The following is a 13313-nucleotide window of genomic DNA, read 5'->3' on the forward strand; positions in this document are numbered from 1 at the left end:
GATTGACTCCTGTGCTGTGCTGTCGGTGTAGTGGGTTCGGTGTTGTCTTGAATCGCCAAACCAGGTCGGCGAGCTGAGCTTTTCCGCTCGCTTGCCGACCTGGTGCCTTTGCGCTTTGAGGCGGTGGCGTTCCCATTTTTCGTTGACAGCGCCTGCTGTGGTCAACGGAACCGTTGTGCTGGTTCCAGGCGTGTCGGGATGCTTGTGCCGCTACTGCGAGAGCAGTTGGGCGCAGCGGATCAGGCCCAGGTGTGAGTAGGCCTGTGGGTGGTTGCCGAGTGAGCGTTCGGCGACGGGGTCGTATTCCTCGGGTAGCAGGCCGGTGGGGCCTGCGGCGGCGATGATCTGGCTGAACAGTTCTTCGGCTTCGGTGCGGCGGCCGGTGAGCAGGTAGGACTCGATCATCCAGGCGGCGCAGAGGTGGAAGCCGCCTTCGTCGCCGGGCAGGCCGTCGTCGCGGCGGTAGCGGTAGACGGTGCTACCCGACCGCAACTCCGCTTCGATGGCGGTGACGGTGGACTGGAAGCGTTCGTCGGCGGGGTCGATGAGGCCTGACAGGCCGACGAACAGGGAGGCGGCGTCGAGGTCGTCGCCGTCGTAGGCGGTGGTGAACGACTGGACTTCGTCGTTCCAGCCGTTTTTCAGCACGTCGGTGGCGATGGTGTCGCGCAGCGGCACCCAGGAGGGGGCCAGGTCACGCCCGAACTGTTCGCCGAGCTTGATCGCGCGGTCGATGGTCAGCCAGCACATGACTTTGGAGTACACGTGGTGGCGTGGGGCGTGGCGTTCTTCCCAGATGCCGTGGTCGGGTTCGTGCCAGCGCCGGGAGACGGCCTCGGCCATCGCCTGGACCATTGTCCAGTCGGCGTCGGAGAGCGTGCCGCGTGCGGTGGCCAGGTGCACGACCAGGTCGACGACCGGGCCGAACACGTCGAGTTGTACCTGCTGGTTGGCGAGGTTGCCTACGCGGACGGGGCGCGAGCCCGCGTAGCCGGGGAGGGTGTCGATGACGGCTTCGGCGCCGAGCTGGGTGCCGTGCAGGGTGTAGAGCGGGTGCAGGCGTTCCGGGCCGGGGATGGTGTCCAGGACGCCGTGCAGCCAGGCCAGGAAGCCGTCGGCTTCGGCGAACGAGCCCACGGACACCAGGGCGGCGGCGGTCATGGCTCCGTCGCGTAGCCAGCAGTAGCGGTAGTCCCAGTTGCGGACGCCGCCGAGCTCTTCGGGCAGTGACGTGGTCGCCGCGGCCATGATCGAGCCGGAGTCCTTGTGCACCAGGCCGCGCAGCGTCAGCGCGGAGCGCAGTACCAGATCGGATTCGACGGACGGCAGTGTCAGCGTCTTCGCCCAGTCGTACCAGTAGGAGGCTGCGCGGATGTGCCGTGCTGGTTCGTCCACAACGGACTCGGAGAGGTCGTCGGTGCCGCACCGCAGTTCGAGCAGTACCGGCGCGCCCTCACGCGGCCGGACGACGGCACGCGCGGTCTCGTGCTGGCCGTCGGAGGTGATCTCCCAGTCGACGCCGGGGGACCGCAGCACCATCGGGTCCGAGGTGCCGACGACGCGCAGGCCGTCGCGCTCGCGCAGCAACCGCACGGGCACCTGGCCGAACTCCGGGCGCGGCGCGAACGTGATCACCGCGTTGGTCGAGCCCGAGATGCGGCGCACCAGGTCGGTGCGGTGCGACGCGAGGTCGTGCTCCAGGTAGTCGGTCACCAGGAGCCGCGACCAACGGGTCTCCACGATCATCGTGCCCGGCAGGTAGCGCTGGCCCAGGGGCAGCGAACCGTGCTCCGGCTTGATCGAGAAGTGACCGGCCGCCGGCCCGCCCAGCAGGTCCGCGAAGATCGCCGCGGAGTCCGGTTCGGGGTGGCACAGCCAGTTGACCTTGGCGTCCGGCGTCACGAGGGCCACCGAACGCTCGTTGGCGAGCATCGTCAGGCGCTCGATCGGCACGGCCTGGTCGCCGTGCAGCCACGCCCGGCGTTCCTCCAGCAGGAACGCGAGCACGGTCGCCACGTCGGCGGGGTCCGCGACCACGTACGACGCCAGCGACTCACCGGCACCCACGCGGATGCCGACGTCCGGGCCGGACAGGCGCGCGAACGCCTTCTCGTCCGTCACGTCGTCGCCCAGGAAGATCGCCGCGGTGGCGCCGACCTGGTGACGCAGAATGTCGAGGGCGTGGCCCTTGTCGGTCTCGACCACGGAGAACTCGATGACGGCCTTACCCTCGGAGACCTGCACGCCCTCCCAGGTACACAGGTCAGAGCGCAGGTGGGCAAGGAGCTGTCGTGCCGTCGTGGGGGAACACTGCCGGTAGTGAAAAGCCACGCTGGCGGGTTTGAGCTCGATCAGCAGGCCAGGCGTCGACTGGCACAGCGACTCGGCCTCGGATCTCACCCTGTCGAGTACGTTTCTCGCTTCCTCGGGCAGCGCACGCACGAAGTCGACAGCGAACTCGGAGCCGTGCGAGCCCACCAGGTGAACCTCGCCGGGAAGGCGGGAGAGCGTGGCGAGGTCGCGCAGCGCACGGCCGGAGATCACCGCCGTGGTGGTCTCGTGCAGACCTGCGAGGCACCGCAGTGCGGCCACTGCCTCCGGCTGCGGCAGAGCCAGAGCCGGATCATCGACGATGGGAGCCAGGGTTCCGTCGTAGTCGCTGGCCACCAGCAGGTGCGGCGTTCGAGCGAGCGTCGTCAACACTCGCCGCAGTTCGGCTGGAAGCCGCTGGCCGTCGCTGGAGGCCAGGTTGGTCGTGGTTGTCGCAACGGTCACAGTGGCTCCCTTCGCGGGTGAAGGATTCCCTTGCCCATACCCGCATTCCGGTGTTACCCCCGCATGGTCTCGCGAAATCGTGGGTGGCTGGGCCGTCCAAACGAAACTGTATCCGCCAGTTAAGCGTGGCTTACGAAATCGACGCGGCGATGGCGAAAATGTGCCCTCGAGGTCCAAGTCAGAGGGTGAAGTCCGGGCAGACTCCGGCAGATTGCGGGCAACGGCCGCATTCGGGCATTGTGCCGCGCCGCTGGGGGGCGTGAATCTTGGTGCACGGTATGCGAGTCGGACATCGTCACCCCCGTTCCCGCCGATGTCCGACACGGAGCGCAGGGCTCCTGAGCGTGCCTGGTGGACGGTCGACTCGCAGGGAGTCGGCCGTCCACCGCCGGCGGGTCCACTGAACCGTGAATGGCGTGGCACGCAGATGAGAGAGCCTGAACGCAGACGGTTCGAGGACCAGGTCGCGCGACTTGTCAACATCGTCAGGTCCCGGCACTCGCTGGAGTCGCTGACGCGGGACGAGCGGCTGCGCCGATCTTCCCGGCGGCATTGCGCCGACATGGCCACCCGGCGCTTGCTCGCACATCAGTTGGCGCGGTGCCCCGACCCGTTCGAACGCATGATGGAGGAAGGTTTTTCCGATCCGGCGGGGGAGAACATCGCGTTCGGGCAGAAGACTCCGAATCAGGTCATGGACGCGTGGATGCGCAGTCGACCCCATCGAGCCAATGTTCTCAACCCTGATTTCCGCACCATCGGAGTCGGCGTGCTGCACAGTGCGGACGGATATTGGTGGACTCAGAACTTCGGCTACTGATTCGCCAGATCGGTAGAGCTGTCAGAACGCGCTTCGCCGGTCTGGATGGCCATGCCCTCGTTCGTGCACGTGTTGGCACCATCGACGAGTTCGTGCAGAACGCTCCTGCGGGAAGCACGGATCGAGTGACCTACGCGGCTGCCGAGATCCGTGGTCCGCCAGGCGAAACCATGATCGGCGAAGCACGTCACGTCGACCGAGACCCGTTGTCCGCAGACGATCGTCGCGTGTCGCGGCCTGCCAGGTCGGCGCGACAACACGGTCAGCTCCGCCGAGTCCTCTGCCTGTCCCGCGTCACGAAGCCTGATCGCCCCGGCGTCGGTCAGGTCGACGGTCGCCTTTTCCGACCTCACGGTGACCACACCGGTCGGCGACGCGATGACACTGTGATCCGCCCGCGTCGTCGGCGTGCACGTCAGGCCACCGGTCGGATCGAGCGTCGTGCGCAGGCCACGGCCGTCATGAATACAGACTCCGCGCGCCCACACCTGGGTCGTCTCGTCGCCGTCCGCGGCCTTGACGGTGAGCTCCAGCGTGCCGTCGATGGCGTGACCAGCCGATACCGTGCTCGTGCCGGTCGCGATGCGGCCGTCCGCGGTGACGTACCAGTCCTCGTCCCACGCACTGACCACGACGCGTTTGCTGTCCACCATGAAGTCCTTGCCGGCCCATTGCAGTCGCACGGCCGATGCCGCCGAAAGCAGAAGTTCGTCGCCGGCTGAGACGTCCAGTGACCCGCTTGACCAGCGGACGTGGAGTCCGGTGAGGTCGAACTCAAGTACGTGATCGACCCACACGGCATCGACAGCCGCTCCGCAGTCGTCACACGCGGGCGCCGGATCGGTTTCGTCCCGAGTCGACAACGTGTGGTGCTCGCACACCTGCACGTCGAGGTCGCCGGTGCCGCGGTTCCACACGAGTCGCCCCGTCACGCTGGACAGCGGCTCGAACAAGACCTGGGACGGCGAGACCGCGACACTCCATCCGCTGCGCGCGCAGCGCACGTCCAGCCTGCGTGACTCGGTGATCTCCGCGACGCCGTCGGCACAGATGATCCTGGTGCGGGCGCGGGCGGGATTCAGAGAGAACGTCGTGTCTTGGCGCCTTACTTCCGCTTGGCCAGACCTGCTGACGGAGAGGTCGAGATCGTCGGTGATGCTGACCATCGCGGTCTCGGAGTCGATGCGCGCGGTCGTCTCACGCGCACCTGTCAGGCTGCGCACTTCACGTGTGGTCCAGTCGTAGGCGACCAGGCCGTTCTCGTCGTCACCAAGGCCGACACGCACCGTGGAGCCGTTGCGCCGGGTCGTCAGCAGCCTGGTCCGCACCTGGACCTCGTCGTCGGCGAAGCTCACCGAGGCCTGATCACCGAGCCGGACGTCGTCGCGGCTCAGTGTGAACGTCGGGCCGCGTCCCGCATTGAGGTAGAAGCCGAGGTGGCTCGCGTGGCTCGGGCCATGACCGGCCACACGGATCGAAGGGAGTCCGTCAGGCGCCCCGGTCATCGCGTCGAACGCCGTGACCATCGACTGAGCACCCGTCAGCGAGGTGATCGTCGCGCTGGTGTCGGCCGCGCTCACGACGTGCCCGTCAACGGTCGTCGCCACCACCCCGTAGCGAGACTTCTGCCGTGAGCTCACGTTGATGATCCGAACAGCAGGTCTCCCCGCTCGGCGGTGCCCGTCGTCCTCGTGCTTCGACGTCATCTCCAGTACTCCCACCTCGTGCCCAGGTTGGTGAACCCAAGCTACTGCCTGGTGAGGAGCAGGCGAAGGTCGTGAACGATCCTGACCCCGATCGGCCACCGCGAAGTGTTCCAACGGGCCATCCGGAGGCACATTCGGGCGTCTCGACAGGTTCGAGAGCGCAGGTTCTCTTCAGCGGCACTTAAGCCGTGCTTCAGCTCGGAAGCGCGGCCAGTTCGGCTTCCGCCCTCACTCTGTCCTCGTGATGGCCAGGCCCGGTGAGAAGAGTGAGAGCTCGCAGAAACGTGTTCCTCGCGCGCTGGGGACTGCCCGCCTTGCGCCAGGCAGTGCCTTCACGCAGCAACAACTCGGCTTCGCTCGGATACCTCGGTTGCCTGCCGCCTGCCAGCAACGTCGCCTGGTGGTAGTGCCGGGCGGCTTCCTTCCACCGCTCCAGACCGGCGAAGCAGTCTCCAAGACTTGAGTGCAGCATGAACACGACGTTCGCCGCCACCTGGTGATGGGTGCCGTCCGGCCCGCTCTCGGTTTCCGTGAGCAGTGCGAGGTGCACCTCCAACGCCTCATCGAACCGGCCGGCCACCTGGAGCGCGGTCGCGTACGCGGTCGCCATCGAGAACCTGATGTCGAAGACGTCGTACCCCGCTGACATCTCGTAGGCGCGCACGCTGTGTCGCATTCCCTCGTCCACACGGCCGAGGCCGAGCAGCACGGTCCCCGCACACGCGTGCGCGACCATGATTCCGCGGTGGTAGCCGATCTCCTCGGCGAGCGACAGGGCTTCCTTGATCGACGCGAGCGCGGACTGGCCGTCGTCGAGCCACTGGAACTGCGCCCAGGCCAGTTGCGTCAGCATCTCGACCTCCGAGACCTGATCATCCAGTTCGCGCGCGGCACGGACACCGATCTCGAAGACCTCGTCCCAGCGGGACTTCAGCTCGCGTCCATGTACGTAGCTGTGCGGTGCCCTGGCGAACGCGAGGGCTTCCTGATACCTGCCGAGCGCGGCGACCTCACGTTGCGTCGCCAGCCAGTTCGTCGTTTCGTGGTCGAGCCATTCCTGTGCGGCGTCGAGCGAGTCGAACGGGTTGTCCGATGTGACGGAGGCGATGTCGGTGGCGAACATCTGGCCCGCTGCTGATGTCTTGAAGAGCACATGGGCGTAGAGGTCGTCACGCAAGCGGACCCGAGTCGGCTCGTCCTCGTCGGAGGCGAGGTGCTCACGGGCGAACAGCCTGATCAGCTCGTGGAAGTGCAGTCGCTGGGGCGACGACGCGAGGCTCAGCATCGACGCCTCCACCAGTTCGTCGAGGTACACGTTGAGCCGGTCGGCTGGAACTCCGGCCGCGACGGCGGCCAGGTCTCCGTCGAAGTGAGCGCCGGGGATGAGGGCGAGGCGGCGGAAGACGATCTGCGCCATCGGTGACAGGCGCCGTAGTGACGCCTCGAACGCGGGTCGCAGTTGAAGGTCTCCAGCGGACAACGCGTCGAGCCGCGTGCGCTCGTCACGTAGCTGGCGCACGAGATGACCGAGAGACCACTCCCGGCGCGCCGCAAGCCGATTGCCCACGATCCGCACCGCGAGCGGCAGTCTGCCGCACAGAGCGACGATCTCTTTGGCGGCCTCCGGCTCGTTTCGCACCAACTCCTCGCCCACGATCGACGTCAGCAGGTCGATCGCGCTCTCCGCGGGCAGCACGTCCAGCGTCAGCCACCGTGCCGCTTCCAGTCCCGCCAGCGTGCGACGGCACGTCACGATCGTGAGCCCACGGCCACTTCCTGCCAGCAGTGGCCTGACCTGGGCTTCGTCCGCCGCGTTGTCGAGCACGACCAGCGTCCTGCGGTCACGAAGCAGCGTTCGGTACAGCGAGCCGAGTTCCACCTCTCCGGTGGGGATCTGGCCTGCGGGGACTCCCAGCGCGGTCAGCAGCCGTTCCAGGACGACTGCCGGCTTCACCGGCCGGTCGTCCATGCCTCGCAGGTCGAGAGCGAGGCAGCCGTCCGGGAACTGGGACGCGACCTTGTCCGCCGCCGCCACGGCCAGTGAGGTCTTACCCACCCCCGGCGGCCCGACCACCACGACGACACCGCCGTTCTCCGCCTCGCCGCCCAGCCGTTCGAGCTCGCGCTCGCGGCCGACCAGACCAGGAGAGGGAGGCAGCGCGTACAACATCGTCCGGTTGCCGGTGCGGACCGACCGGCGCCGCCCCTCCTTCGCCAGAAGGACGAACGACTCCCGTGCGTCACCCGAGAGTCCCAGCGCCGAGGCCAGCAGCGCGGCCGATCGCTCCTGAGCTGCGGCGGCGCGGCCCCGTTCGAGGTCCCGCAGGGCACGAACGCTGACGCCGGACAGCCTGGCCAACTCCGCCTGGGACAACCTCGCCTCGGTTCGATACCGGAGCAGGCATTGTCCGAACGAAGGACTGGACGTGGAGTCGGGCTGGTCGGTCACGGCGGGTATTCAACCGGGCAGCATCGGGGGTTCCGAACCACCGCCACAAGGCGCCCCCGCACGACCGGGTTCTCCGTCCGAATGCCCTGAGCTGCGGCGACTTCGGGGCTCATCACTCTTTCGGATCAACATCAAGTCCGGGGCGAGGTGTCAACACTTGCCCGAATGATCTCGGCTTCGAGGGTGATCGGGCACATCTTTCGGGGGATCCAACGGTTCCCGAGAGTTCTCCAATTCATCGCCGAAAACCTGGATTCGGAATCTTGGTGCTCCGGTCAAGAACGAAAGTATTAAGCCTGAGCTAAGCGCGGCGTAGCTCTGCCTAATGGGCTTCTCTGCGTGTTGGACAGGTGACGGAAGTGATACCTGTCGACGCCGCCAAGATCAGGACCGGCGGGCGGTCGCGCGGCCGAGTGTCCCGCTGCCAGGGAAGAGTCGCCCAGATGACGATCTTCGCAAGGTCATCGCGCCGGAGCGCAGCCGGCGGGGAGGCACGGGAGAGTGGTTAACCAGGTTTCCAGATCGGACCGGCAGCTTTGTGTTTTTCCAAAGCTGCCGGTCCTGAATACTTGGTGACCCAGCCCACCACCGGGTTCTCTATTCGCATGACTTCGCACACCACTTGGCCGAGTGAATCTCGCCGCTCAGTGACGAACCCACAGGGAAGCCGTGTGGTGGTACGCCTTGCGGTGCGGGCGAGTGACCCGCTAGTAGCCTCGGGGCTGATCGCGATGCTCGGCCCGGTTCCGGGACTGGAGATCGTCGACGACGCCGCGCAGGCCGACGTGGTCGTCGCTGTGCCAGAAGCCGACCTCCGCTCGTTGCTCACCGACACCAAGGCTCGGTTGGTGCTGATCGCGGATGATCTCCGGCAGGCCGACCTGTGGGCGGCCATCGAGCACGGTCTGATCGTGCTGGTGCCGCGCGTGGAGGCGACGAACAGGTCGCGGCTGCTGCGCGCCGTCACCGATGCCCGCAAGGGCCGTGGCGACCTTCCCGCCGAGCAACTCGGCGCGGTGCTGCGAGGACTCAAGCACCTCCAGGAGAACACGCTCGGACCACGTGATCTCACGCTGAGCGGCCTGTCCCAGCGGGAGACCGAAGTGATCCGGCTCCTGGCGGACGGCATGGACACGGCCGAGATCGCGGAGCGGCTGATCTACTCGGAACGCACGGTCAAGAACGTGCTGCACAACATGCTGAGCAGGCTCAACCTGCGCAACCGGGCACATGCCGTCGCCTACGCGATGCGGCACGGCCTGATCTGAGTTCCGGACCCGGCGATCCGAGCCTTCCGGAAACCGATCACCATCGGCGGTCTCACCGCCATCGGCCCGCTCGACCCGCGTCCGCCTTGCCGGCCCGACGGTGTCTGGCGGGTGCACCGCCGTCCAGCTGACCAGGCTGGACGCATCACGTCTCACCGCGGCCACGAACGCCGTGACAGCGCGCGACCACCTGCGTGTGATCCCCGCAAGGTGGTGCGCGAGAAATGCAATGTTGGGGCCCGTTCCTTCGAACGGGTCGTTCGGTCGTTTCTGACCGATGTCCTGGGCCGCACCGCCGTGTCATCGGCCAGGGCGTCTGCCCGCTGTGCTGATCAGAGGCCAGGCGGAGAGAACGAGGCCGGGATCGTCCAGCAACTCCAGGAAGCTCTGAAGATCAGCCGCGAGCAGGCCACGGGTGAGCAGATCCTCGGCCAGTTCGGCGCCGGTCGCCGCGAGCACCTTCGTCCCGATCTCGCCGCCGCGCCACACGGCCGAAGTAGTCAAGCAACTCACCTCGGCGAGGCCTGCCTTGCGCAGATGGTGCGGCGCCTCGCGCGCGAAGCCGAGGTCGTGCCCGCCTGCGGAGAGCGCGTCGAGGACACGGTCCCGAACGCGGTGAAAGAGCCTGCTCATCTCCAGTGTCGCGGCCATCACGACCTGATCGCCTGGCGCCAACTCCTCGATCACCAGCCAGCCGCCAGGTGCCAGTCCGGCGACGAGATGGCGGATGATCGCCACACGGCTGGGATGGGCTGCCAAGGCGAATCGCACGTGAATCAGGTCGAACCGGCCCTGGGAGGCTGGGCCGGTCAACGTGTCGTGACGCCACCGAGAGACGTCCTCATGCTGGTCGGCGTGCGCCGGCGAGAGCGGTCCGATCTTGGTGACGACGACCTCGCCGTGAGGGCCGACCTGGTTGGTGAGCCACCGCGTCACCGCTCCGCCTGCCTCGCCGATCTGTCGGCAACGCCATCCCTCGCGCACCCCGATACCCGCCAGCCGCCAGAGCGTGCTCTCGTCGTAGGTCGCTTCCATGCCCGCCTGGCGCTGCGGGCCGACCGGTGTCGTGGCGCGGAACGGGCGGTTCATCGCTTGATCCCGATCGCGGCCGGTGCCGATACCGGCACCTGTTCGTGTCGCTCCATCGGAATCGTGTCCGAATATAGTGCCGCGTGGTTGTGGTCGCCGTCGTGGCCAAAGGAAAAAAGGGCATGGCCGCCTCGCCAGTAGCCGTGCACCCCGGCGCCGCAGGTGAGGACCGGGTCGATTGACCTTCTTTCGTTGCCGAACGACATGGTCATTCTGTGCGCTCCTCCTCGTCGGCGTCGCCTCGATCGAGCCGTAGGCGGGTAACTCGACGTTAGACAGTTTTCGCAAGATCGAAAAGGCGCTTTCCGCGTGGTGCCCCGAAGGTGCGATAACGATCATCTTAAGAAAGTCTTTCGTGTCCTCCGGATGGTCGATGGAAACACGATTGGAGTAGTCGTGGTAATCGGCCCTGTCGTCGCCCTCTCGGTCGTTTGACTACATGGTGACTTTGTGGGCAGCGAAGAGTGACTGCTCGTGCAGGTTCTTGTCGTCTTCGTGGGGAATCCTTGCGGCGTGCCCGCCGTATCTCTAGGGTTGTTTTTGTTCACATCCGCCGAGGTGATGGAAGACCTGATTCTCTGTCGTCTCGTGCATCTCACGGAACACCTGCCGGTCGCGTCGGCATCCCTCCCCGAGACCACGACGTGACCGGCTACCCGTGTTGCGTTCGCCGGGCTTTCTTGCTGTCGAGGTATCGCGCGTTCGACCGTCAGGTTGCGCAAAAGCGCACTACAACCGCCGTGCCCCGCCACCCAGGTGGCGGGGCACGGCGGTTGTAGTGCGTGGTGGCCAGGGCCTCGGGCCTGACGCGTTCCTCATCCGATCAGTAGTCGGGAACCAGTTGGGTTCCTCCTGGGGTTCGTGTCGTGGGATCGCATCTGCAAGGGGGTGACCGCGTCGATGATGGAGAGAACAGTGCTCGCCGCGAAGAGCCAGCGGCGGTGAGGATCGGGAGCGCAAAGCCAGGTGCCATCCGTCGCCTCGGCCGCCTTTCGCGTGGGCAGGGGAAGAACGGACGGCGCGCTCAGATAGCGCGTTCCGATCGGCATCTGGTACTGCCCGAGGACGTTGTGATCCGGTTCTGCGAGGAACACAGCATGCCTGCCCATTTTGCTTTCGCTGTCCCGCAACAGCGCCGGGGTGCAGAAGTTGCCGTTCTCCAGCCGTTCCAGCCTCTTGCGCACGTGGTTGACGCGTTCCGGTGGGACGGTAAACGCGACGATGCCGCGTCCTAGCGGCAGAACGACTCTGGCCTGGTCGATCTCGACCTGCCACGCCATTTTCTCTCGATACCAGGCGGCGGTCTGTTCAAGGGCGAGCAGCTCGGTTCGCATTGATCTCCTCGGTGGCAGAAGGAATGTCCAGTGCAGCACGAGAAGAGTGGATTGAGTGAAGATTCAGTCCCTGGGGGATCTCTTTTCGGGAAGAAGAGGCACCGTGTCGGCTGCCGATGGCGGCTCCGGTCGGTGGACCACGGGCAGGGGAGCTGCCTGGAGCGACCGAGGCAATCCTCTCGCGCACGGGGTGTGTTTGGGCAGCGTGGATGTCACTTCCACCCTGCGGTGGCGTTCTGGTGTTGATCGGACTTGGAGCGCTGGATGTACTCCGTCATGACGTATGTGTCGGCCGTTGGGAGGCGTGATGTCGGAGCCAGGCTCGGAATCGATGGATCTGCTCATGTCGCGGTACCGCGAGCAGTTCGAGGAGTTGGGGCGAACCCAGCAGCGCTTGCGTGAGATCAGCGTGACGGTGACAGCACCGCGCAAGTCGGTGGCGGTCACCGTGGGGCACGGTGGGTTCGTGTCGGAGGTGCGGTTCCCCACCGCCGCGTACAAGCGGATGACACCCGCGGAGCTGTCCTCGGCGATCACGAAGGCGATCGCGGACGCACAGCGTCAGGTCGCCAGCGAGTCCGCCGCGCTGGTGGCGCCGACACTGCCGGCAGGGTTCGACGCCGAGCAGATCTTCATGGGCGAGGGCGACTTTCAGTCGATGTTCTCGAACAGCCCCCTCACCAGTGACCTCACACGCGACGCGTTCAACTCCAGGGGCTGACACCGATGAGCGGCAAGATCACAGGAGGGAACCCCTCCAGCACTGGCGGAGGCGATGGCTTCGGCTCAGGCGACGGGCAGGGATTCGACGACTTCGGTGTCGGCAGCGGGCAACTGTCGATCGACACCGACAGTGTCATGCGTGGCGTGGCGGTGCTGGACGGGATCGCGGCCAACGCCACCTCCCTCTACACCCGTATCCGAGCACTGGCGGGGTTCGATCCGGTACTCGGCCCGTCCAAGACATGGGATTCGTTCAAAAGCAACGGGTTCGGGTCCTCGCAGATTGATCGCGCGGACTTCGTGAAGAACTTCGCCGACGGTATTCGCGGCCTGGCCGACGGGCTGCGTGACTACGTCAAGTCCTGTACGGCCGCGGAGGACAACGCCACCCACATCGCCAGGGGCGCCCTCACCTACAAGACAGGTGACGGAACCACCGGCCCACAGCCTGAGCAGGCGCCGTCCGCGCCCATCGCCCCGTTCCTCAGCCTTGACAACTCGACCACGACTGGTGGGACTCCTCTTGAGGTTGGTGTGATCACCGCGATTCCTCGGGAACCGGTAAGGCTTGCCGAGCCGGTGGAGCATCTCGAAGGTGGTGTGATCACCGCGATTCCTCAGGAGCCGGTGAGGCTTGCCGAGCGGGTGGGAGATCCTGATGGTGGGGCGACGCCCCTTGAGGTTGGTGTGATCACCGCGATTCCTCAGGAGCCGGTGAGGCTTGCCGAGCCGGTGAGAGGTCCCGATGGTGGGGCGACGCCTCTTGACGTTGGTGTGATCACTGTTGTGCGTGATGACTTGCCTCAGGAGCCGGTGAGGCTTGCCGAGCGGGTGGTGGAACCGACGATTCATCCCGACCCCCTCATCAGGGGAACAGGACTACCGCCGTCGGCGTTTCCCGAGACGGGGCCACCGGTGGTGGATCGGGACTTCGTGCGGACATCGGAGCCCGAGCCGAAGACTCGCGGCGACGGAATCATCGCCGACGCCGACTTCAGCATCAAACCACTCAGCCCGTTCATCGACTCGCCACCCGCGTAATCGGAACTCCGTTCGGCTTGACGGGGCCGGATCGTCTGTAGTCGCCGTGACCAGAGCGGCTGAGAGTTTTGTGAATCCACAGGAAACCACTCGACTCAGGAGGTTGGA

10 protein-coding genes are annotated in these 13313 nt (G+C 66.3%); 4 read left to right on the forward strand and 6 right to left on the reverse strand.

What is annotated here, in order from left to right; all coding sequences use genetic code 11:
• Positions 1-210 precede the first annotated feature (210 nt).
• Positions 211-2775: a trehalose-phosphatase gene (gene otsB, locus PV646_RS44700; protein WP_500349249.1), complete on the reverse strand. Its 2565-nt coding sequence runs from the start codon at positions 2773-2775 to the stop codon at positions 211-213.
• 313 nt (positions 2776-3088) lie between these two features.
• Here otsB and PV646_RS44705 point away from each other — a divergent pair, with 313 nt between their 5' ends.
• Positions 3089-3595 carry a CAP domain-containing protein gene (locus tag PV646_RS44705; RefSeq protein WP_285647859.1) on the forward strand — a complete coding sequence of 169 codons (507 nt, stop codon included), beginning with the start codon at positions 3089-3091 and terminating at the stop codon, positions 3593-3595.
• Here PV646_RS44705 and PV646_RS44710 read toward each other — a convergent pair.
• Both PV646_RS44710 and PV646_RS44715 read right to left on the reverse strand, forming a co-directional pair.
• Entirely contained in the window at positions 3589-5235 is a 1647-nt protein-coding gene (locus tag PV646_RS44710; protein WP_500349250.1) for a hypothetical protein, read from the reverse strand. The genes PV646_RS44705 and PV646_RS44710 overlap by 7 nt on opposite strands.
• A 259-nt stretch (positions 5236-5494) precedes the next feature.
• The gene (locus tag PV646_RS44715) at positions 5495-7750 is read right to left on the reverse strand and encodes a helix-turn-helix domain-containing protein (RefSeq protein WP_500349251.1); all 2256 of its coding nucleotides are present in this window, start codon (positions 7748-7750) and stop codon (positions 5495-5497) included.
• Positions 7751-8421: 671 nt separating this feature from the next.
• Here PV646_RS44715 and PV646_RS44720 point away from each other — a divergent pair.
• A complete protein-coding gene (locus PV646_RS44720; protein WP_285647856.1) occupies positions 8422-9018 on the forward strand; it encodes a helix-turn-helix transcriptional regulator in 597 nt (198 codons plus the stop codon).
• A gap of 300 nt (positions 9019-9318) precedes the next feature.
• Here the strand turns inward: PV646_RS44720 and PV646_RS44725 are convergent, their stop codons facing one another.
• The 3 genes from PV646_RS44725 to PV646_RS44735 all read right to left on the reverse strand — a co-directional run bounded on the left by PV646_RS44725 (position 9319) and on the right by PV646_RS44735 (position 11441).
• Positions 9319-10107 (reverse strand): class I SAM-dependent methyltransferase, encoded by a 789-nt coding sequence (locus PV646_RS44725; RefSeq protein ID WP_500349252.1) that lies wholly within the window; start codon positions 10105-10107, stop codon positions 9319-9321.
• Entirely contained in the window at positions 10104-10319 is a 216-nt protein-coding gene (locus PV646_RS44730; RefSeq protein ID WP_500349253.1) for a hypothetical protein, read from the reverse strand. Before PV646_RS44730 ends, PV646_RS44725 begins: the two co-directional genes overlap by 4 nt.
• Before the next feature lie 603 nt (positions 10320-10922).
• Positions 10923-11441 (reverse strand): hypothetical protein, encoded by a 519-nt coding sequence (locus tag PV646_RS44735; protein WP_500349254.1) that lies wholly within the window; start codon positions 11439-11441, stop codon positions 10923-10925.
• A gap of 331 nt (positions 11442-11772) precedes the next feature.
• Between PV646_RS44735 and PV646_RS44740 the strand changes: the two genes are divergently transcribed.
• Positions 11773-12162, forward strand: coding sequence for a YbaB/EbfC family nucleoid-associated protein (locus PV646_RS44740; protein ID WP_500349255.1), 390 nt, complete (start codon positions 11773-11775; stop codon positions 12160-12162).
• Between the two features lie 5 nt (positions 12163-12167).
• Positions 12168-13205, forward strand: a complete 1038-nt coding sequence (locus PV646_RS44745; RefSeq protein ID WP_500349256.1) for a hypothetical protein — start codon at positions 12168-12170, stop codon at positions 13203-13205.
• Positions 13206-13313: the final 108 nt, after the last annotated feature.

The organism is Streptomyces sp. ID05-26A (assembly GCF_033794685.1).
In the GTDB taxonomy this organism is placed as follows: domain Bacteria; phylum Actinomycetota; class Actinomycetes; order Mycobacteriales; family Pseudonocardiaceae; genus Lentzea.